Source organism: Pseudomonas sp. HY2-MNA-CIBAN-0224 (assembly GCF_040310285.1).
GTDB classification, from domain to species: Bacteria; Pseudomonadota; Gammaproteobacteria; order Pseudomonadales; family Pseudomonadaceae; genus Aquipseudomonas; species Aquipseudomonas helleri.
The window spans coordinates 40,195-62,146 of the sequence record NZ_JBEOPQ010000006.1; the positions used below are offsets into that span (position 1 = coordinate 40,195).

General features: G+C 59.6%; 19 protein-coding genes. 1 reads left to right on the forward strand and 18 read right to left on the reverse strand.

The window, feature by feature from the left end; all coding sequences use genetic code 11:
* The first annotated feature begins 4 nt into the window (after positions 1-4).
* Positions 5-526 (forward strand): single-stranded DNA-binding protein, encoded by a 522-nt coding sequence (locus tag AAEZ03_RS05540; protein ID WP_048373818.1) that lies wholly within the window; start codon positions 5-7, stop codon positions 524-526.
* A gap of 150 nt (positions 527-676) precedes the next feature.
* On the opposite strand, the gene AAEZ03_RS05545 is transcribed toward AAEZ03_RS05540, so the two are convergent.
* From AAEZ03_RS05545 to AAEZ03_RS05630, 18 genes are all read right to left on the reverse strand, one after another.
* The gene (locus tag AAEZ03_RS05545) at positions 677-2,254 is read right to left on the reverse strand and encodes an aldehyde dehydrogenase (NADP(+)) (protein ID WP_350576740.1); all 1,578 of its coding nucleotides are present in this window, start codon (positions 2,252-2,254) and stop codon (positions 677-679) included.
* Between the two features lie 71 nt (positions 2,255-2,325).
* Positions 2,326-3,750: an FAD-binding oxidoreductase gene (locus AAEZ03_RS05550; RefSeq protein WP_350576743.1), complete on the reverse strand. Its 1,425-nt coding sequence runs from the start codon at positions 3,748-3,750 to the stop codon at positions 2,326-2,328.
* Positions 3,747-4,289 carry a permease gene (locus tag AAEZ03_RS05555; RefSeq protein WP_350576745.1) on the reverse strand — a complete coding sequence of 181 codons (543 nt, stop codon included), beginning with the start codon at positions 4,287-4,289 and terminating at the stop codon, positions 3,747-3,749. The genes AAEZ03_RS05550 and AAEZ03_RS05555 overlap by 4 nt, the downstream gene beginning before the upstream one ends.
* Positions 4,290-4,335: 46 nt before the next feature.
* Positions 4,336-5,427 carry an ABC transporter permease gene (locus tag AAEZ03_RS05560; RefSeq protein WP_350576747.1) on the reverse strand — a complete coding sequence of 364 codons (1,092 nt, stop codon included), beginning with the start codon at positions 5,425-5,427 and terminating at the stop codon, positions 4,336-4,338.
* Positions 5,420-6,415 carry an ATP-binding cassette domain-containing protein gene (locus tag AAEZ03_RS05565; RefSeq protein WP_350576749.1) on the reverse strand — a complete coding sequence of 332 codons (996 nt, stop codon included), beginning with the start codon at positions 6,413-6,415 and terminating at the stop codon, positions 5,420-5,422. The genes AAEZ03_RS05560 and AAEZ03_RS05565 overlap by 8 nt, the downstream gene beginning before the upstream one ends.
* A gap of 2 nt (positions 6,416-6,417) precedes the next feature.
* Complete coding sequence (locus tag AAEZ03_RS05570; RefSeq protein WP_350576752.1) at positions 6,418-7,479, reverse strand: TauD/TfdA family dioxygenase; 1,062 nt, start codon at positions 7,477-7,479, stop codon at positions 6,418-6,420.
* Between the two features lie 25 nt (positions 7,480-7,504).
* Positions 7,505-8,167, reverse strand: coding sequence for a class I SAM-dependent methyltransferase (locus AAEZ03_RS05575; protein WP_153335211.1), 663 nt, complete (start codon positions 8,165-8,167; stop codon positions 7,505-7,507).
* A 77-nt stretch (positions 8,168-8,244) separates the two neighbouring features.
* Entirely contained in the window at positions 8,245-11,253 is a 3,009-nt protein-coding gene (locus AAEZ03_RS05580; protein WP_350576755.1) for a citrate/2-methylcitrate synthase, read from the reverse strand.
* Between the two features lie 34 nt (positions 11,254-11,287).
* Positions 11,288-12,283 carry a hypothetical protein gene (locus AAEZ03_RS05585; RefSeq protein ID WP_350576758.1) on the reverse strand — a complete coding sequence of 332 codons (996 nt, stop codon included), beginning with the start codon at positions 12,281-12,283 and terminating at the stop codon, positions 11,288-11,290.
* A 4-nt stretch (positions 12,284-12,287) separates the two neighbouring features.
* Positions 12,288-13,862 (reverse strand): acyl-CoA ligase (AMP-forming), exosortase A system-associated, encoded by a 1,575-nt coding sequence (locus AAEZ03_RS05590; RefSeq protein WP_350576761.1) that lies wholly within the window; start codon positions 13,860-13,862, stop codon positions 12,288-12,290.
* Between the two features lie 10 nt (positions 13,863-13,872).
* Positions 13,873-15,048 (reverse strand): type III PLP-dependent enzyme domain-containing protein, encoded by a 1,176-nt coding sequence (locus AAEZ03_RS05595; protein WP_350576764.1) that lies wholly within the window; start codon positions 15,046-15,048, stop codon positions 13,873-13,875.
* 1 nt (position 15,049) lies between these two features.
* Positions 15,050-16,027, reverse strand: a complete 978-nt coding sequence (locus tag AAEZ03_RS05600) for a beta-ketoacyl-[acyl-carrier-protein] synthase family protein (protein ID WP_153375791.1) — start codon at positions 16,025-16,027, stop codon at positions 15,050-15,052.
* 14 nt (positions 16,028-16,041) lie between these two features.
* A complete protein-coding gene (locus AAEZ03_RS05605; protein WP_048388963.1) occupies positions 16,042-17,031 on the reverse strand; it encodes a ferritin-like domain-containing protein in 990 nt (329 codons plus the stop codon).
* Positions 17,032-17,033: 2 nt separating this feature from the next.
* Positions 17,034-17,606: a hypothetical protein gene (locus AAEZ03_RS05610; protein ID WP_350576768.1), complete on the reverse strand. Its 573-nt coding sequence runs from the start codon at positions 17,604-17,606 to the stop codon at positions 17,034-17,036.
* The gene (locus AAEZ03_RS05615; RefSeq protein WP_123751641.1) at positions 17,603-18,481 is read right to left on the reverse strand and encodes a hypothetical protein; all 879 of its coding nucleotides are present in this window, start codon (positions 18,479-18,481) and stop codon (positions 17,603-17,605) included. Before AAEZ03_RS05615 ends, AAEZ03_RS05610 begins: the two co-directional genes overlap by 4 nt.
* 31 nt (positions 18,482-18,512) lie before the next feature.
* Positions 18,513-18,764 carry an acyl carrier protein gene (locus tag AAEZ03_RS05620; protein ID WP_048373891.1) on the reverse strand — a complete coding sequence of 84 codons (252 nt, stop codon included), beginning with the start codon at positions 18,762-18,764 and terminating at the stop codon, positions 18,513-18,515.
* A gap of 27 nt (positions 18,765-18,791) precedes the next feature.
* Positions 18,792-19,721, reverse strand: a complete 930-nt coding sequence (locus AAEZ03_RS05625; protein WP_350576771.1) for a hypothetical protein — start codon at positions 19,719-19,721, stop codon at positions 18,792-18,794.
* Between the two features lie 229 nt (positions 19,722-19,950).
* Positions 19,951-21,678 (reverse strand): AMP-binding protein, encoded by a 1,728-nt coding sequence (locus tag AAEZ03_RS05630; protein ID WP_350576882.1) that lies wholly within the window; start codon positions 21,676-21,678, stop codon positions 19,951-19,953.
* Positions 21,679-21,952 lie beyond the last annotated feature (274 nt).

The window sequence follows — 21,952 nt, forward strand, 5'->3', positions numbered from 1 at the left end:
CGTTATGGCCCGTGGGGTTAACAAAGTTATATTGGTCGGCACATGCGGCCAGGATCCCGAAGTTCGCTACTTGCCTAACGGTAATGCCGTGACCAACCTGAGTCTGGCAACCAGCGAACAATGGACCGACAAACAAACCGGTCAGAAAGTCGAAAAGACTGAATGGCACCGTGTATCGATGTTCGGCAAAGTGGCCGAAATAGCTGGCGAATACCTGCGCAAGGGTTCGCAGGTGTACATCGAAGGCAAGCTGCAAACCCGTGAGTGGGAAAAAGACGGTATCAAGCGTTACACCACCGAAATCGTGGTCGACATGCAAGGCACCATGCAGCTGCTGGGTGGCCGTCCACAGGGCGACCAGCAAAACCAGGGCGGCGGTAACAACTACCAGCAATCCGCTCCGCGTCAGCAGGCACAACGCCCTGCGCCGCAGCAACAGCAGCAACAGTCGCGTCCAGCGCCGCAACAGCAGGCTCCACAGCCAGCCGCTGACTTCGACAGCTTCGACGACGATATTCCGTTCTGAGAATTACCTGAAACTTGATCGTAAAGTTTCATAAGAAAGCCCCTGAAAAGGGGCTTTTTTTATGGTTTTGCGACGCGAAGTTTTAAACCTTGAAGTGTTGTCCCCATCAGGAAAATGCTCCGACGTGAGAGCGCTGCCTCTCTCCTCGACTCAAGCAAGCACACATTCCCCATTAACCGTCCGCCAGAGTTCTAGCGGATTGCCATCCTGTAGCGCTGCGGGCATCAAAGCCGCAGGCACGTCCTGATAACACACGGGCCGCAGGAATCTGTCGATGGCGCTGGCGCCGACCGCGCTGGTGCGACTGTCCGAACTGGCCGGGAACGGGCCGCCGTGCACCATGGCGTGAGAGACCTCGACGTTGTTCGGATAACCATTCGCCAAAATCCGCCCCGCTTTGCGCTCAAGGATGGGCAACAGTTTTCGTGCCAGCCCATGATCAGCGTCATCCAGTTGCAAGGTCGCAGTCAGTTGGCCTGACAGGTGCTCGGCGACCGCCAACATTTCTTCTTCATTCTTGCAGGCGACGATCAGTGAGCTGGGGCCGAATGTTTCGTCGCCCAGTCGTCCGGTCGTCACAAAGGTGGCTGCATCCGTGACGAACAATGCGGCTTGCGCTGCACATGGCTTTTGCGCGGGACCACCTTGGCCCAGCGTCGTAACACCGTTGATAGTGGCCGTTTCCTCGACACCGGCGAGGTAAGCCTGATGAATGCCCGGCGTCAGCAGGGTTGCCGCCGCCTTTGTGCGCAGGGTGTCCAGGGCTGTGTCGCAAAACTGGGTCAGAGACGGGCCTTCCAGGGCAATCACCAAGCCAGGGTTGGTGCACAGTTGCCCCGCACTCATTGTCAGTGCCTCGACGAATCCACGGCCGATTTCGCTGGCGCGCATCGACAGCGCATGCGGCAACAGGAACACGGGATTGATGCAGCTCATTTCGGCGTACACCGGAATCGGTTCGCTGCGTTGCGCCGCTGTACGCATCAGTGCCAGGCCGCCTTGCCGCGAACCTGTAAAGGCAACGGCCTTGATCGCGGGATGGCTGACCAGGGTCTGGCCGAACAGGTGACTGTCGCCTATAAGCAGGGAAAACACGCCCTCTGGTAACGAGTGGGCAGCGGCTGCCTGCTGAATCACCTGGCCAACCAGTTCAGACGTACCCAGATGAGCCTCGTGCGCCTTGACCACGATCGGGCAGCCAGCGGCCAGGGCGGCGGCGCTGTCGCCGCCGGCAACCGAAAACGCCAAGGGGAAATTGCTCGCACCAAATACCGCCACCGGGCCGAGCGCGATCTTGTGCAATCTCAGGTCGGGGCGAGAAGGGAGGCGCGTCGGCAACGCGCTGTCCAGGGTGGCGCCGAGGTAATCGCCATCGCGAACAACCTTGGCAAACAGCCGCAACTGGCTGACGGTGCGGCCCCGCTCGATGATCAGGCGTGCGGCAGGCAATCCCGACTCCAGGCAAGCGCGCTCGATCAGCGCAGCCCCCAACGCCAAAATGCCCGTGGCAATCGCTTCCAGAAATTGAGCGCGCTGCTCTGCCGTGGTCGCGCGGTAGCGATCGAAGGCTTGTTGCGCCAGCGTGCAGGCCTGCTCAATGTCTGTCATACCGCCGACGCCGAACTCAGGCCCCAGCGTTTCATGGGTGGCAGGGTTGATTGCACACAGCGATCCGTTGTCGCCACGCACGGCCGACTGGCCGATGAGCATTTTGCCGGTAATCATCATGTTTCCTATCGCTTGCTGTGCCATCGTCAGGCCCGATTTTTCGTTGAAATGAACTGCGCAGGCGGTTCGTTCTAGGTATAGCGGTAGCGGCCCAGCACAGCCTGCGGGTCCATCAACTGCTGCATGGCCCTGCTGATGTGCTGTACCTCAGGCGTCGTGTACTTGTTGTAATAAGCGGCATTCATTGGCCCGACACCATGCTCTGCACTGAAGCAGCCGCCGTTTTCGGACACCCGCTTATAAATGCCGCTGCGCACAGCGACGATCTTGGCGATGCCGTACTGGGCGATGTGCGCGTGCGGGATAAGCACAATCAAATGGCAACCGCCGTCGGCAAAATGGCCGAAATCGTAAAGCTGCAGCAGCGGATGTTCCTGCGCTAGCCACTGCGCAGCCTGATCTCTGAAAGCCACTAATTGTGAACGCGAAAACGCCACGTCGAACGAGAGCGGGATACCTTCCTTGGCGATGGCCAAAGGCAGGTTGTCTCGCAGTGGCCAAAAGCTGCTGGTGTTACCCAGAACAGCGTCGAGAACCCGGCCGCTTTCATACAGCGCTTCCAGCACCTGTTCGGTTCGTTGCGCAAAAACTGTGTGTAAGCCAGGCATGCTGCTGGCGACTTCAATCAGGGCATAACAGCTGGCCGACGATTGGCTGAACGGGTGGCGCAGGGTAGGAAAGTTGCGCAACGTAATGGCGAGCGCCGCCTCGGATATCACTTCGAACGCACACAGCAGATCGCCAAATTGACGTTCGAAGGCCTGCAGCACCTCAAGCGCTGTCCCATGGTCAGGCAAGGCAACAAACATGCTCTGTGTCGACTGGTCGATGCGTTTGAGCTCAAGTGTCGCCGCCGTAATGATCCCGAAGGCGCCGCCGGTGCCGACAAACATCTGCTTGAGGTCGAGCCCGGTATTGTTCTTGCGCAACGGCGCCAGTAACTGCACCACGGTGCCGTCGCCGTCGGCCAGCACCACTTCGATGCCGAGCAGGTTATGGCGCACGTCGCCATGCTTGAGCAAGCGGCTGCCGCCGGCATTGGCGCCGATCAGTCCGCCTATCGCCGGGTCGCTGCCGACATCGATAGGGAAGCACAGCGAATGAGGCTCCAGTTGGCGATTCAACTCAGACAAGAGCACGCCAGCGTCAACAATGACCGTGCGGTTCAAAGGGTCAATCTCGCGCACTCGGCGTAAGCGCGAAAGGGACACGATCACTTGCGTGCCGGAGTTGTCGGTGACGGCGCCGCCCACCAACCCGCTGCGGTTACCTTGGGCGACCAGCCGTATACGGTGGCGCACCGCGATGCGCATCAGCGTGCTGACCGCGTGGGTATCACACGGGAGCACGACCGCCGCCGCCTTGCCCCGGCACTGCGCGACGTCGATTTCATAAGGTGCACAGGCCGCCCCGGTCAGCAGCGACGCCTGCCCCAGCACGTCGGCGACTTCGATCAGGAACGCGTGGAGTCCCGATGCAGGTTCCAGGTCGCTCATGGCGTCGCAACCACGCGTTTGAGCAACTGGCTGCGTGTGAGCACCAGCGCGACGATTGGCAATACGCCTCCCAGCAACGTGTTATGGCGAAAAGCCAGTGACACCGCGACGGCGATGGCAGCGGCAATCAGCAGCAACACCGAGAGCTTTCGAACCAACCCATGATCGTTGCTGGCTTCGCCGATGAAACCGAGTGGCGAAAGCCGGGTAGCGCCCAAGCCAATCACCAAGACGCACGCCAGCACGGGTGCAGCCCCCAGCTCCTGCCCCCACACTTGCAACGCCGCGGTAGAGACCCACGCCAGCAGGGCGCCAATCATCAGGTACAGGTCCACGCCCAGTGCGATCCAGTGACCTGGGCGGTACTTGAACAGCCAGAACACGTGCGCAATGCTCAGAATGCCGCTGACCACATACGCGGTATCCCAGCGCACGCCTGCCTCGCCTGGGCCAAAACGGCCATACAAAAGGAACACAATGACCGGAATGAATGCGCTGGCATTCGACAAATAGGCACGGCCTAGCTTGCTGATAGACATGCTGGTTTCCTTGAATAGAGATGCAATGAAATGCCCGGGGCGGGGCTTAACTTTTGTGCCAGCGGAACATGAAAGTCGCGGCAGAGAGGAACAAAGCGGTCCAGCCTGTCAGGGTCAACAAGGGCAGCCACAGCGAAGGCAGGGACGCGCCGTCGAGCATCACTTGGCGCAGTACCGAGACAAACTGGTTGATTGGAATCACCGAGAGCATGTTTTTGATCCAGGCGGGCGCATCGTTCAACGGGATGGTCAGGTTGCCGAAGAACAGGGCCGGGTAATGGATCAGATGGCAGAGCAATTCGGTTTCTTTTATCGAGGCGGTACGACTGGCCAGCAGGGTACCGAGACACAGCAACATGACGCCTCCCAGCACAATCACCGGCAACGCACGCAAGGTCTGCACACTCCACAGCGAGAGGTCGATGCCGTATCCAAACCGCGCTACCAGCAACAAGGAGCCCACCGAAATCAGCATCATGACCACCCGCGACACGAGGATAGAAGCCAGAAAAACCAGCTTCGGCACAGGAAAGCAGGCGTAGATCTTGAGCGCGTTGTGTTCACGCAAGCTGGCAATCGACAAGGCGGTGGACATGATGCCGAGTGACATCAAACAGATGACCAAAATGCCGGTGGTAAAAAACTGGCCGTAGTCGAAGGGCTTGGCGCCGGAGGCCGTGTCTTCGAAATGCACCAGATCTGCCGACACAATGCCGCGCTTGGCCGCCGAACACCTGACCGCAGCAATCTCGATCACACGTGCCGCGGCGCGTACCGCGAGCTGGCCGTTGAAGTCGTATTGCACCTGCAACGGACCATCGCCTGCCGGGAATACAATGCGCACCGTGTCTGCTGCGATGGCGGCAGTGTTGCTGACGGTCGAAAAATCGGCCTTTACAGGATCACCGCCCGCAAATGCCTGCTGGATCGCCAACTGGCAGTTGGTGTTCGGGCTGGCCTGGACGCCTGCCTCCACAAACTCGACCTTGACCGTACCGAGTGAGCCTCGATGACCGAAAGCCATCAGCATCACGGTCAACAGCAGGATCGGGAAGGCCAGCGCCCAGAACAGCGCCGACTTGCTGCGGAAAAAACCCAGCAGTTCGTTGCGCGTCAATATCGCCAGTACGCTAAGCATCCAGTTCTCCTTGGGCGCAGAGGTGCAACATATCGCGGTAGTGGGTGGGGCCGAACTCACAGTGCTGGAACGCAACATTGCCGATCAGGCGACGTATCGACGGCTCCAGCTCCTGCGTGCCATACACGCTGATTTCATTGCGTGATGGCATCGACAACCGCAGCGTGGCGCTTTGGCGTTGCAACAGGTGATAGATGGCGTTGACCTGATCAACATCGTCCAACTGCAAATAAGCATGGAAGGCGCCGACGAGGCGGTTCTTCAGTGATTCTTTATCACCTCGATACTCAACCCCGCCGTTGCACACCCACACCACGTCGCTGGCGGCATCCAGTTCTTCTACCGAGTGGCAAATCATGATGATCGTCAGGCCGGCCAGGTCGTAGCGCAGCAGGTGTGCGACGCGCTCGATATACGCGCGGTCAAGCCCGGTAAACGGCTCGTCAAGGACTGCCAGTTCCGGGTGGTGGGCCAGCGCAACGAACAAATCGAGCCGCTGTTTCTGGCCGCGTGACAGTGCCCGATAAGGCAGTTTGCGCAGCGCTTCGATATCCAGAGCCTGCGCCACCTGCGGGTCTTGCTTGCCGTACAGGGCCAGATGCAAGTCGAGGATCTCCCGCACATTCGACGAGTCTTCATACTCGACCCGCTGCAATTGCACCCCCAGTCGCTGGCGGTGCCGGGTGCTTTGCAGAAAACGTGTCGCCTCCACCCCCAGAATCTGCGCCCCTTCCAGATGCGCCTGACGGAACCCGAGCAAGGCTTCGATCAGGGTGGTCTTGCCGGCGCCATTGGGGCCGATGATGGCGGTATGCCGACCGCGTCGAAAATGCAGATCGCGGACCTCGAAGCGGAAACTGCCAGCGCTGACCCGGATCAGTTTGGCTTCCATCGCATAAGTGGGCGTGGGTGCCAACTGCACCTCAGGATGCGCGGCAGGTTCAGGCAGCCCGAGTTTGTCGTCTGTCAGCAGGATTGGACTGTTCATGATCAATCGAACAACGCGACTTGGACATCGCGTTGGCCTTTGAAAGGATTGCGGCCATGGGCGACAGCAATGTTATCGATCAACAGCAGGTCACCGCTGCGCCAGGGAAAAGCGATCTCCTGCGCCTCCAGCGCGTCGTAGATCGGCGCGATGTCAGCCTCCGGGATCGGTGTGCCGTCGCCCAGCCGCACATCGTAAGGGCGGGCCGGTTTGCCCTGATAAGCGTGCTGGATGTAGGCGTAACCCGGCTTGCCGAGGGAGCGGGCATTGTTGTGCTGGGTCGACAGCTGGTTGAACCAGATGGATTCGCCCGTCAGCGGATGTTTCAAGACGGCGTCACCGGTATGCGACACCGTGAGGCTGCCGTCTTCGAGCCACTGGTAATCGAGGTGTGTCTCGCGGCACAGCTGTTCCACCCGCTGCGGATCATCGGTCAGAAACGCCTCATCCCAAGGCCGGTGGTATTCGCGCATATGGGTGTTGCGCGGTTCATTCTCGGGCGTGCTGGGGGCACGGAAGTTGCGCACATACTGAATGCGCGCGGCGCTGAGGCGTTCGATCAAAGGCGCTGGCAAGCGGCGGGTGACGGCTCGCATGTCACACAGAATGGTTTCGCCGCCTTCTACCGAGGGCTGTTTGCAGAAGAAGGCGAGTTTCAGTGGGTAGTGCGGCATGTAGGCCTTTTCCTGGTGCAGGCCGATTTTCAGGGTGGGCGGGATACGGGTCGATTCGTAGACTCTGCCCTCGATATTTTTGCGTGGCGTGGCGCCGCCGATATAACCGAACGCATGCTCAGGATAGTTTTGCGCAATCCCCTGGAAGTCCGCGCTTTCGCGCAATGCAAAACCCCGGAACAACAGGCAGCCGAACTCCAGCAGCAAGCTGTCAAAGACTGCCCGATGCTGGCGATACCACGCCGCAAACGCTTCACTATCATTGCTTAGCGTGCTGTCCACAGGCGTTATGACCAGCGGCATCGGCCCGTGTGACAGGAACCCACACTGCACCTGCGAGCTGCCCAGCATTGCCTGAAAGTGCTCAACCCGATCTGTACGTTGATCCATAGCCTTGTCCCCGGCGAGTTGCGTATCAAACCAACAAAGGCTTTTTAATGAGGATTTCAAAACCCAATGCGCCCATGCCTGAACGGGGGCTGGTCACCACCGTGCAATGCTCCAGGCCCGCCTCGATAACCAGCTCGCGCGCTTCTTGCAGAGTGACTTTTTCTTCGACATGGGTCGGTGGATAACCCACCGACGCGCGCATTTGAGTGAATTTTTCCAGCAACTCCGGGGCGACATCGCGGCGCATGTCGTGCACCAGACCGACGCCGCCGGGCTGCAGTACGCGGTACATCTCGGTCAGGCTTTTCACCTTGTCCGGCAAGTGATGCAAGGTGGCGCGGCTGACCGCCATGGTCAGGCTGTTGTCCGCGAAGGGCAGGTCCAGGGCGTCGCCCACTTTGAGTTCGATGGTGTCGCTCAGGCCGAGCGCTTCGATGCGCGGACGGCCACCTTCGAGCATGGTTTCGTCCAGATCCAGGCCGATGAAATGCCAGCCTTTTAATACCGGGTCGGCCGCCAGCCGTACCGGCACCACGACGGTGGCCGTGCCGATATCGACCAGGGCGCCGGGCGGCAGGTCGCGGGCAATCTGGCGGATGCGCGTGACGAACATCACGTCCCAGGGTTCCAGGGCTTGCGAGGCAAAGCGGTCGTATTCGTCGGCAGGTCGCAGGTTTTTCAATAACATTTTTAAGCTCCAGCAGTAGAGGGCGTTAAAAGAGGTTTCGGCGTAGGCATAGCAAGGGCAGTGTGCGTCTGGCTGTCTTACAGCCACCCCACGGGAACGGTGGCCAATAACGTGCGGGCGGCTTTGCTGCCGACCCCGAAAGCAGGGCGATCACGCCGTTCGATGGCATGCGCGACCATGGCCGTCACCCGGCCACAGAGCCCCAGGCCGACACCCCAGCGGGCTTGCGTCACGCCGAGATCAAGCAGGGCCGCGGCGGTGATGAAATCAATATTCGGACGCAGGCCTTTACGCTCCAGGACGTGGGCACACACGACGTCGAAAACCTCCAGGTAGCGCCCCCCGAATCCCCATTCTGCAAACAGGGCTCTGAGGTGCGGTGGCCGTGGGTCCTGCACGAACAGCGGATGGCCGAAACCAAACAACAGGTTGCCGGGCTGGTCCAGCGCGTGATCGACCGCCTGGCGTATGTCCGCAGGGCTGGCTTGCGCACTGATGGTTTTGAGCCAGGTCATCGCTTCTTCGGCTGCGCCGACATGGTTAGGTCCGCTGGCCATAAACCCGGCCGCCACGGCTTGGGCAATGCTGACTCCGGTGCCGATGGCGGTACGGGGTACCAGCACCGTTGGCGTGATGTAGCCGAACCCGGCGTGCCAGGCCACCAGCAGGGCATCGATGACACGAATGGACGGGGCGTCGATGCGGGTCGCGCCCATGGCAGTCAGCACGGCCTCGGCGTGTTGGGTCGGTGCGGCGCCGTGGGCGGCATAACCGAGCGCCGCGTGGAGAAAGTGCGGCGTCGAGGCAATGCTGACCAGGCCCTGGATAAAGTCCGCATGCGTGGGCAAACCGCGCGCGCTCGCTTCAATCAGGGCGATGTTTTCCAGCGTTGCCAAATCGCCGAGCAGGCCACAGGCAGCTGCCTGAACGATGCCGGCACCGCTGGCGGCCACGGCTTCGATGCCACGCCGGTAGGCGGGCTCCTGCGACAGGTGGCTGGCAATGCGGACCAATACGGCGTCAATGGCCTGGCTCTGCGTCGTGGACGGCAGGTTGCCAAACCATGCCAGCCAAAGCGCCGTGGGGAAGTCGACGATGCCGATCAGGTCATTGAGGTTGCGACCTCTAACCCACAGGCCTTCGTTGGGCTCCAGTGTGGCGCCGTCGATATTGGTGCCGCGATACAACGTGCGCGGTCCGCCAAACAGGCTCTGCGCCGGTGCGGGTGCGGGTGTGGGCGTGTCGGCCTGGACCAACTCTTCCAGCGTAATGCTGCCATGGGCGACCAGCAGGTTTTCTATGGCGTGGGCGTGTTGCGTCACGGTCGGCAGGATGTTGGCGAAAAAATACTGGGCGGTCTTGACCTTGCCACGGTAAAAAGCCGCTTCTTCAGCGCTCTGTGGCTGGCGCAACTGACGCTCTGCCAGGCAGGCCGATTCCAGCAAGACCCAGGCGCTGGCGGTGAGGCCGAGCATTTCCAGGAAGCGGGTATAAAACTGGCTGGTTTCGTGTGTGCGACCGGCACGCACGTGCTCATTGATCCATGAGAGCGCCTGCTCAACGGCGACCATGGCGTTTTCCAGCAGCGGGAACTGGCCTTGCAGCTCAGTACCGGCCCCCAGTGTGCTGTTCAAGAAGGCATCCAGCTCTTCGCGCAGAAACTTGATCAGGCGTGAGTTTCTGCCAAAACCCAGCTTGTCGCGCACCAGGTCCTGAGACTGGATGTAATTGGTGCCTTCCCAGATCGACAGGATTTTCACGTCGCGGGCATTTTGCTCCACAGGGTAAGCATCGGTGTAGCCGATGCCGCCATGCACCTGGATCGCCAGCTCGCAGATTTTCCAGGCTTGGTCCGAGACGAAAGCCTTGCAGATCGGCGTGAACAGCAGCACCAGTTTGCGGAATTTTTCGACCTGGGCTTCGTCCAGTACCGGCTCGGCTTCCAGGGCAAACGCCTGGGTCGACGCGCCGGTCAATTTGCCGAGCAGCCCACGGCAGCCCTCTACCCGAGCTTTCATCTCCAGCAGCATGCGCTGTACGTCGGCGTGTTCGATGATGGGCACAGCAGGGGCGCTGGCATCGGACGTGCGACTGATGGCTCGCCCTTGCAGCCGTTTACCGGCGAAATCGGCTGAGTGCAGATAAGCGCTGGAAGCCAGGCCCAGGCCGATAATCGCCGTGCTCATACGTGCCTGGTTCATCAAGGGCACCAGTTGCAGCAACCCGGCATTCTTGCGATCGCCCAGCAGGACAGCGCGGGTGGTGCCGCTTCGACCAAACACCAGTTGGGTATTGGCGCAGCCCTTCAAGCCCATTTTGCGCAGCAAGGACGTGCACTCGACATGGTTGTCTTCCAGCTCTCCCGTTTCCGGGTTAGGCCAGAAGCGCGGCACCAGCAGGCAGGACAGCGAGTAGGAGGTCGAGGTGGTGGTATTAATGCGGCCCAAGACAAAGTAAACGGTGTTTTCGGTCAGCGTATGCATGCCCGCCGAGATGTAGACCTTTTCGCCGCTGACGGCGTATTCGCCGTTTTCAAGGGGTTTTGCGACGGTGGTGACAGCCGTCAGGTCGCTGCCCGCCTGCTGCTCGGTGGCGCAGAAGCACGCGTCCCAGTCGTAGTGCTGAAGCTTGCGCAGGTACGTTGCTTTTTGCGCTGCGGTACCGTGCAGCTTCAACAGTTTGATGGCCGGAAAATTGAAGCCGCCGTAGGTCATGAACGCCGGATTGGCGCCCATGAACATTTCCTGGATGGCTTGCCGAATCAGCGGTGGCAAAGCCGGTTGCTGCGATTCGCTGTCGTTGCCCAGTACCTGAATCCACTCATCCTTATAGCGTTGCCAAAGCCCGTGGAACTCTTTGGGGATTTCGACTGTGCCGTTTTCCAGCAAGCGGCACTCCTGCCGGTCAGAGGCTTGATAGGCTTTGCCCAGCTCATAAGCGAACGCTCTGGCGCGCTCCAGCAAGGCATCGTAGTAGGCACGGTTCTTGGCGTTGAACGGCGCCCGAGCGAGAAAAGTCTGGTCGGTTTTATGCAGCTCCCATAAAAAAAAGCGAAGCTCACGCAGGCTGACTTTATAAGCAGACATAGGTTTTCCTGATTAATAAGCGGTGTGTCTGGGGTCAGGCGCCAGCCTGGATCTCGGCCACAATGGCCCCGGCGGTGCCGCACAAGGCCGCATCCCACAGCAAGGCGGTGGCCGTTTTACCGGGGGGGAGGCTGGCGCGCAGGCGCAGGAGCGACAGCAAGGGCGCCGCGCTCGAGTGGTGAGGCCGGGCACCGGATTCGAAATGCCGGTCTTGCGCAATGCCCAGTTCGCGGCTGACGCCCAGAGTAAAGCTGTCGCCGAACCCGGACGGCAGCACCCAATCGATGTCGCTGGCGTTCAGTCCTGCCCGCTCGATTGCCGTTTGCGCGGCGCTCACCGCCAGCGGATGCAGGCGTTCAGCCAGGGCAGCGGGCGTCAGCCCCCAAGGATTGTCGATGGCTGCGCCATAGTGCACCGCCGAGGCGCGGATCGACCCCCAGCCTGGCCCAGCCTCACCGTCGCCATCGAGCAAGATGGCCGCTGCGCTGTCGCCATACACCACCAGGTCACCCCAGGCGCGAAAGAAGGGGTAAAGCCACTTATCGGACGCCACCAACAGCACCTTGCCGCCAAGGCTGACCAGCGCCTCGATCATGCTCAGAGCGTTGAATACCCCCGCCGTCCCCGCTTGGCCGATGGCAAAAGGCAAGGCTTTGGGCAAACCCAGTGCATGCTGGATACGGCCTGCGACCGATTCATTGATGCGTTGGTTAAGCGCGGCATTGGTCACCACAATGTGGGTCACCTGTGCCAGCGTGTCTGCCTGAATGTGCTCACGCAACAGCGCGACCGCTTCCAGCGCCAGGTCGGCGCCGCTTTGCGCAGGGGGCGCTACCGGCAGTTCGATGCTCGCCGTGGGAAGCAGCCGAAGCGTTTCTTCGGCGTCGATCCTGCCCTTGCCGCGCGGCATGGAAAAGACCGCTGACTTGTACAACAAATGGCCATAGCCGATGTTTTTTTCCCGGGCTTGCACCGCCTGGAACGGGGATGTGTCGGGAACGTGAGAAGCGATAGCGCGAATTCGAAGCATGGTGCTATTCCGTGACCGTAAGTGAGGTAGAGAAAAACTCGGAAAACTGCTGCTTCAACTGCTTTCGGTCGATCTTGCCGTTCGGGTTGCGCGGTAAAGGCGAGTCATGGAAGGACACATGCAGCGGCACCATGTAGGTCGGCAGTTTTTCCCTGCACAGCTTGATCAATGCCTGGGCGGTGGTCTGAATGTGCGGGTGGGCGAACAGGCTGATGATGATGGCTTCGCCTTGTTGCGGATGCGGCACACCAAACGCTGCCGCCTCGGCCACGTCATCCACGGCAAACAGGACTTCTTCGACTTCGGTGGGGCTGACGCGATAGCCGGAGGTCTTGATCATGTCGTCGCTGCGCGCAACGAAATACAAAAAGCCGTCGCTGTCGCGGTAGACGATATCGCCCGACCAGACCGCTGTTTCGGTGCGTGAAATCTGCGAGTCCGGGCGTGGCCAAGGACGAAAGCGCTGAGCGGTCAGCTCGGGATCATTCCAGTACCCGAGCGTGACAAATGCCCCGCGGTGCACCAATTCGCCGTGCTCACCCGCCGCACATTCGGTGCCGTCCGGGCGCATCACGCGGATATCGGCGTTGGGCACCGCCTTGCCGATGGAGTCGGGCCGTGTGGCGGCTGCTTCCGGTGCCAGGTAGGTCGAGCGGAAAGCCTCGGTCAAGCCGTACATCAGGTAGGGCAGCGCATGGGGGAATGCGCTTTTGAGTTTTCCCAGCAAAGGCGGTGGCATATGCCCGCCGGTATTGGCAAAGCAGCGAAGGCGTGCGCCGGTAGGCTGCGGCCACTGCACTGAGGCCAGTTGCATCCAGAGGGGCGGCACGCCGGTAATCACGGTGACGCCATGGGCTTCGCAGAACGTCGGCACTTCGCTCGCTTGCAGGAAGTCCAGCGGCGCGTAGCACGCTGCGCTGGCCAGCGCCGTGGTCAGTTGGCTGAGCCCGGCATCGAAGCTCAGCGGCAATATGCCCAGGATCACGTCATCGGCCCGCAAGCCCAGATAGTGAGCGACGCTATGGGCGCCAGACACCAGGTTACGCTGCGACAGCACCACACCTTTGGGCCGTCCGGTTGAGCCGGAGGTATACAAAATGGCCGCAGGATCACTGTCGGTGACGGCGCTGTGTGCGTCAGCAAGCGCTGAATCGGTCGGCGTGTCCGGGTGATCGGGCTGCAGTCTTTCCAGCGGCCAGGTATCGATCTCGATGTCTTTCACCATCGTCTCGATACGTCTGAGGCGTGGGCCCGTACTGACGAGCAAGCGCGCACCGCTGTCCAGCAGGATGTGGCGCACCTGTTGCTCTTTGAGCTGCGGATTGATGGGCACCAGGATCGCACCCCGGGCATTGATCGCCAGGAACATGACTACGGTTTCGTACTGCTTGCCCGCATAGACCGCGACGCGTTCGCCCGCTTGCACGCCGCTATCGGCCAGCCTCTTTGTCGTCAGGCGCACGTCTTGCAGCAGTTCTGAATAAGTCGCCATCTTTGCGCCCTGCGCGAACGCTCGGCGGTCGCCATGGTGGTGGGCGCTGTCTTTCAACAGGTCGTACAAACTGATGTGGGCGGTCATGGTGACGTCCCTAGGATTGGTGGATATAGGTGTGTGCGGGGCTCTGCGAGAGAAAGGTGCTGACGCTGTACGTCTGGTTGTAGGCGCCGCAGTTCTCGAAGATCACCAGATCGCCCACGCTTGGCGGCGCCGAAGCGTCATGGCTCCAGCCGATCACGTCGGCGCGGCTGCAAGTGCTGCCCACGAACTGGATCGGCAACGTGGGCGCATCAACCGGCGCCTGCTGGCGCCGCAGCAGACGCGGCTGCGCGTACTGCTTCAACATGGATTCAGTTTTGGCCAGCAAGAAGTTGTGGCTCAGGCCACCGTCGCAGACGGCAACGTAGCGCTCACCCAACGCTTTGACTGAGCGCACGCGGGTCACGAAAGTGCCTGCGCCGGCGAAGACGCCGCGCCCGGATTCATGGACGACCTTGAAGTCTTTTTGCAGCGGCGCAATACGCTGGCGATACGCGTCAAACGTCTGCGCCTGGCTAGGGAAGTGCTCGGAGAAACCGCCACCGACGTTAAGAAACTCAACCGGCATGCCGGTCAGGCGTGCGACTTGCGGCGCAAAGGCCGCAAGCGCGTGGGCCAGGGCGGCAGCATCGGCACCCTTGTCATCGATGTGAAAACTGTTGGAGCCCGCAAACGTATGGAGGCCGACGACGGGCACGTTGGCCTGGGTCAATGCCGTCGTCGTCAGCAAGGCGTCGTGGCGGCTCATGCCGAAATGGTCCGCCGGGTGTTTGCCCGAACTCACCAGTTGGCCCGCGTTCAAGCGTAATACCGTGTGCGGCGCGGCCTGTTTACCGATGACGTTAATCAATCGCTGCGCCTGCTCCAGGCTGTCGATAATGAACGTGCAGCGTGAAGCCAGGGCCGCGCGCATGAAATCTTCATCCATGGACGGGTTATTCACGTAGTTGGGGGCGTTGATGCGGCCCGCCACAATATCGAGTTCGCCCAGGCTGGCCAGCTCCACACCGTCGATGAACGCGTGGCCGCAACGGATCAACAGATCCAGGTTGGGATTGGCCTTGAGCGACACAATCAACGGCGTACCCAGCCGCTCGCGTAAATCTGCGTAACGGGCCATTACGACAGTGGGGTCCAGTACATAGCACGGCGTTTTAAGACTCAGCAGCCATTGATCAGTCGCTGCTGCGTCGTCCCGAACCGGCGGGGAGGCGTGAGTGGTTGTCATGTCAATTCACCGGATGAAGGGTCAAGGCCGAAAATGAACCGTTGTCCGATTCCGTGATGTTCATCAGGTGTGCCCCGGCATCGACTTTGCTCAAGCCCCTGTCGGCCAGATTGATCGCCAGGTCCGAGCCAAAGGAGTGGCCTTTGTTCAGGATGTTGTCGGTATAGAGCGTGGTGGCGGGAATCGCCATGGCGTTACAGAAGGCGTTCCAGCCAGAGTGGTTGGAGTTGTAAGGCAAAATGCAGGTGAAATCGCGGAGCGCCACGCCACAGTCGGCCACGGCTTCCATCATGACTTTGCGGGTGTAGTGCCACTCCAGATTGAACATGGCCTGTTTCACCGCGTTGTTGGTCACGGAGCCCAAATACCAGCTGCCATAATTGCGCACGGCCGTCGCGCCAACCCGGTTACGGCGGCTGTTGCGGGTCACCAGCAAGCACCCCGCGCCATCACTTAAAATGCTCGCCTGCAACACCCGGTAACGCTCAATGAAGACGCGGTCGGACGAGACGATCAGCACCGAGTGCAATTGGCTGTGCACCTTCATCAACGCCTGAGCCATCTGAATGGCGACGCTGATCGAGGAGCAATTGAGCTGTGCGATTGACCCGGCCCACACAGGGTTTATGCCGAATGCCGTGGCCACTTCCAGCGGCAGGCTGCGTGGCGCAGGCGGTACGCTGAACAGCCCGGTATGCACGTGGATCACCGCCCCGATGTCGCTGCCTTTAAAGCCTTGCTCGTCCTGCAGGCGAGCGACCGCGCGCTTGGCCAGCTCGACCTCGTCAATGTCCGGTGCCACATGGAAGTAACGGCAACCCGCATTGCGGATCATGTCAAAGCGCTCGGCGGGCAACTTGTGCTGCTGAGCCCAGTCATGGAGGTCCTGGCGTTCGCCGGGCAGTTCGTAAGCGGCGGCGTCAATACCGATGGTGAAGGGGGCGGGGCTGTGTGTTGCCGCAGTAATTGGGGGCGTCATGACTGTCTTCCTTGTTAAGCCGGCATCGGCATGGCGGCGTAGTCCAGCACTCTGAGCTTTTCAAAGGCATCGCTCACACGGGGCGTCAGCAAGCCCATTTCGCGGATGGTCGGCACCAGCCGCCGGAAAATGGAACGGCGCATGGAGTTGGCTACTTCCGAACTCCTGACCAGGTGGCTGCACTCTCTTTTGGATAAGCCCATCGGCTCCCATATGTCGTCGGCGCACAGGTGCTCGTACAAGGTGTAAGCCCCTTCCACCACAAACTCTTCGCGTTCCTTGCGTTCAGTGCTGCTCATTTCCTTGTACACACTGCCCAGGGTGATACGGCCAATGGCGAAGTGACGCGCTTCATCGCGCTGGATACGCGTCATCAGGTCTTTGATGAACGGGTCTTTGGTGTAGGCGACCATGCTTTGAAACAGTGACAGCGCAATGCCCTCCACCAGCACTTGCATGCCCAGGTTGGTCATGTCGAGTTTGTTGGTGGTAATGGTCTCTTCCAGCAGGCCTTTGAGCGCCTTGCTCATGGGGTAGCTGATCGGCAGCTTGCTGTTGACCAAGCGACCAAAGGCTTCGATATGACGGGCTTCATCGATGATTTGCCCGGCGGCGCAGAGTCGGGCCGAGAGACTTTCTTCAGCCACCGCCAGCTTCGATGCGCAGATCAAGGCCGCCTGTTCACCGTGCAGCACCTGTGACAGGGTCCAGCCTTGGGAGTGATGGCGAATTTCGGCACGGTTTTGTTCATTCATTTTGTTCCAGACATCGGTGCCGTAAATCAGCAACGTGCCGTCCGGCATGCCCAGAGGATTGTCCGGGTTGAGCTCGTAGCTCCAGTCGATGTCGGTATTGACATCCCACTGGTTGGCCTTGGTTTTCTGATACAGCGCATTCAAGCTGTCATCGCTGAAGTCGTAGGTCTGCGACATGAACGCATCGACCGAGAAATTCCATTTGATCGGCTGGCCATCATCGAGTGTCTGTTCGTGCTCTGTTTGCATTATCACCCCTGTACGTGCGTGCATTTCGGTTGAGATGTGGTGAACGGCTCATGCTCAGGTGATGGGTGCACCTGTGCGGCGAGGTAGTCCAGGTCGGGTAAGAACCACTCGGTGATGGCTGGCGTTGGTGCGCAATTCCAGGCGGCGATGTGCAGGCGGTTATCGCCGCCGTCCCACAGGTCGCGCCGAATCTGTTCGGCGCTGATCCAGACCACCGGTGTCGGTAGCTGGCGTGCCCAGAACAAGGCTTCATTGCTTAAGTGGGCGCCCAGCGTTACGCGTGGATCGAGCAGGTTTTTGGGCAACGCAAGGTCGATGGACGGCATGCGCACCTGCGCCAGGATCAGCGTTTGTTCGCCGCAGCTGTCCCAAATGTGCCGGGCCAGCGTCGACAGCAAGGTGTAGTACTGCGGGTTATTGACCAGCACCGGCGTGGGGTTGTTGTGTGCGTACACGCTCCGGCGTGCATAGTCGTGGGTTTCGAACAGTGGCAGGTTGCGAGCCGAACATGGGATCGCCCGGTTGTGATCCGGATTGCGCTGCAACAGCAGCGAACAGGTGTGTGCGTTCTTCACAGTTCACCTTCCAGTGCAAAGTGCAGATCGGGCGCGAGGGTTATTTGGGCAATCGAGAAATAGCCGTTCATAGCCAGCGAAGACACGATGCAGTCGCTGCCGGGGTGCGCGGAGCCCGCGCCCAGCTCGGCCAGTAGCGAAAGCCAGGGGTCGCTGCCGAAGGAATGACCGAATCGCTGGTAATGGTCGGCGTGCACGCACGCCGTGTCGAAACACTTGAACAGGGCGCGGCGTGACATCTCAGGAAAGAACGGTACTGCGATACCTAAGCCAGGCCGGCTTTCGGTGAAACTGCGCAGGCTTCGCCCTAATTGCAGCAGGGCATTCGCCTGGCTTGCAGTGCCGATGAGCAGCATGTTGTTGGGCTCTGGCATCACATCAATCACTAACGTGCAGATGCCAAAACCGGATTTGCCCCAACGGTTGTTGCCTAGCCAGTAAGTAAAGTTGTGGATGTCCGTGTCGACAATCTGCAGTAACAGCCTGCGACGACCGTTGAACTGAGCCTTGCCCTGGATATACCGCAGGATGAAACCCCAGCCCGTGCATTCGTAGGCATTGGTGACCCAGTCAGGGCGGCGCCCGTAATGGCTGGCAATCGCCTCCTGGAAATAGCCTGCATGGGGCGAGCCGTCAGCCAAAAACTGCGACAACACGGTAGAGCTCACCACGTAATCGTCGATGGGGCCTGCGTCGCTTGCATAACGACAAGCCTCATCGCCGACCCGCTGCCCCAGCGCCAATGCTGCATCCTCCAGGCTGACCTGGGCTGACACAAAGGGCGTTTCGGTGCGCCGGTAAGCCACCGTATGGACCCTGAAAGCCGGTACGGTGCCAAGCGACGGCGTTGATGCAAAGGGCGGCGAGTTCGACATGGTGAGCTTCTGGTATGAGGGTGGTTGGCGATCAGGCGACTTGTTGCTGCTGCAACTGGCTGTCGATTTGCTCCAGGGTGGTGTACTGCGTGATGTTGAGTTGCTCCGGATCAATGGATCCGTAGAGCTGCTCGCAATAGACGATCAGCTCAACCACATTGAGTGAATCGATACCCAGCTCGCCCAAGCCGACGTGGGTGTCGACGGATTCGATATTGAGAATCTTGGCGGCTTCCTTTTTCAGAAGTTCCAGGGTGTTGAGGGTGTCAGTCGTCGTTGTCATAGGTGCTTCTCCTGGGGGTACAGCGGGTTAAATTGACTCGGGTTCAGGCTTGGCCACGCGCATGCTTGCGCGCAATTCGTGATAACAGCGGTAAGAGCTGCCTTCCATTTTGGTAAACGCCAACAGGTCACGCTGGTCGAGAAAGCTCGCCACGGCGCCACGGCTGACCAGATGCAAAAGCAGTTCATTGGAGGCGAGTTTCAGTGCCAGCACGCGGTGCACGTCTTCGCTCTCGTAGCGGTCGGCGAGCGTCTTGGTGCGTGCGGCAGCGGCAATGAAATCGCGTGACGCGCGCTCATCCGGCGTGAGTTCGAGGCGCCCCTGATTTGCCAGCCATTGCAGATGGGCCATCAGTGCGCGCACCAGAAAAGGTCGTACTGTCGTCAGGTATTTATTGAGTACCGCAGGCCCGCCCACTTTCAGGCGATCTTCCTGGGCAACCTGCACCGTGCCCTTGACGTTCCCCAACTGCACGACATCGCCCAGAAAGGGCTCGCCGCAGAGCGTTCGCTTGAGGGTCTTGTATTGCTCGGGCCAGACCAGAAAGGCCGACGGGAAAAACGAGCCCGGTGTGCGGGCGGCAACGATTGCCATGCCATCAAGGTTGGCGTACATGCCCCAGACCTTGTCGATGTGCAGCTTGAAACCATCCCCTTCCGGCTGGGCGACCGTGCGCCAGCTCGTGAGGGTTGGGCCGCCAGCATCACTCATCAGAAAGCGCAGGGCGCTGCCGGCATCAATGCTGGCGCGTGCTCGCTCATATTGATCGGGTGTCAGAAACAGCGAAAACAAATGGGCGAAGTTCTGCATGAAGGATCGGTAGTGCAACGCCAGACCGTCTTGCTCAATGCGCTCCAGAATAAGTTCCAGGTCATGGGTCGGCTGCGACAGGGCCACCGAGGGCCGGTTCAATTGTTCGGCTGCCTCATAGTTGAGCATCGTCTGCGAAATCAACATGTCCGAATCCATCAGTCGCACTGAGGCGCGCGAAATAATCTGGATCAACTGAGCAGGAAGTTCGCCATAGAGGGATAAGCGGTGAAGAACTGGTTGCGCGCACACATTCAATAATGAATGGCGTGACGAACCCGTCTCCCCACCTTGCATCAAAGTGTGCATAGTGAGTGATCCAGTAATTAAAAGGTGCAGTGCGTCAGCGTGTCGATGTCACAGCGTTGCTTATGCGTTAACTCGTAAGTTGCGCTGTATCGGATTTATCTGTGTTGTCCAATGCCAGTTGGAGATAAATGTTCCTGCACTCCAGACGTTTAAGTTTGTTACTGGTGGTGCGTGGCAAACTTCCGGGAGAGACAAATGCAATGGCGTGGGCGCCAAATCCAAACTTGTCGCGCAATTGGTTTTGAAGTTGAGTACGCAGTTCTGTTTGATCCTGTTTCGCATCAAGCTCGATCAGAATCGCCAAACTCTCGGTTCTCTGTGTTTCGTCGTAGATACCGAAAGCCGCTATTGCATTGCCACCGCTGGCCAGTAAAGGGTGCGAGGCAATAACGTCTTCAATTTCATGCGGGAAGTAATTACTGCCCCGGATAATGATGAGTTCTTTCTTGCGGCCGAGGACAAACACGTGTTCATCCACTCGATAACCGATATCACCGGTCGCAAACCAGTCGCCGCTTTGGTACGGCTCGGTCTGGCCTTCGGCGGGCAAATAGCCGGACATGACTGACGTACCGCGTATAAAGATTTCGCCCACTTCGCGATCCTTGGCGTCGGAACGGTCCAGAGCCTTCACGGCAACGTGCATACCCTCGATCGGGCGCCCCATCGACAGCACGGTTTCTACCCTGCGAGTGTTCTCGTCGGCGCGGCGTGCCTGCCAATGGTCGATCACTGCGCCGGAGTCGATGCGGTCAGCAATGACGTAGGAGAGCGCCTGCTTGTCGTAATTGAAGTTCGTGTTATGCATGGTCACCGCCAGCGTCGATTCCGCCATGCCGTAACACGGTTGCAGCGCAGAACGTGAAAGGCCGTGCGGTGCAAAAGTCTGTGCAAACTCCTTCAGGCAGGCTTCATCCACTCTTTCGGCGCCGACAAAGATGTTGCGCAACTTGCTCAGGTCGACGTCTTTCATTGACGCTTCGCGGTAACGGCGAATGCAATACTGCAGGGCGAACGTCGGTGCAGCCGTGGTAGTTGCACCAAAACTGGACATGCGCTTAAGCCAGCCAAGCGGGTTGCGAATAAAGCTGGCCGGTTGCATCAACAGCAAGGGCGCCTGGTAATACAGGTTCGACAATAGCGTCACCAGGCCCATGTCGTGATGCAGCGGCAGCCAGGACGCAGAGGCGTCGCCGCGCTCAACACTGTAACCCACCACGCCGCCGATACCGCGCACATTGGCAATGACATTCTGATGACTGAGGATGGCGGCCTTGGGGCGGCCGGTCGAGCCCGAGGTCAGTTGCACATGATGGCCGCTGTCTGCCTGGCAGCGCTCCACGCGCACTGCAAACCCTGCGCTGGCAGCGAGTTTCACCTCTTCGCTCGAGAACACCCGTACAGGCAGGTGGGCAAGCAAACGCTGGAGTGCAGGAGTATTGCTGTCGGATGCGATCAGCAGGCGCGGTGCAAACAACTGACAGGCAACATGTATCTGGTTGCGCGGTGAGTCAGCCATCAGCCTTCCGGGTAGCGCGACGGTGCAAGGCAAGGCGCCAATCAAAACGCACCCGGTCAGTAACACCAATTGATCGATGGAAGCCGGCAGGGCGAGGATAACTAAATCATTACGAACAACCCCCAGTTCAGTCAGGGCTGAAGAGACTGCCAGCGCTTGTTGTGCCAACGCCGCATAGGAAATGCTTTTTTCTTCCCCGTTCTCTTCTATAACCGTAATGTGGCGCAGTGCACTTTGCTGTGGGTTATCCAGGGCGCACAAAATAGCATCGATCATTGTTTCCAATTTATGAACTCCGGGAAGTCAATCAAACAAGTCTGTCAAATGTAATAGTGCAGTGCGGCGCTCGAATGAGCATTCAAACCTGTAGTGCCCGGTGCGATTGACTCTAGGGGATGAAAATATGTTTGTAAATATGTCAGATGAAACTTTTGCAATCTTTCATGTTCGCGGCGCTCTACGGTGTTGGCTGGTTTTTAAATACGTTTGCAACTGTTTAATAATCTAAACATTGGGTGTGCTGCGTCAGGTATTTGTATTTAAACAGCAG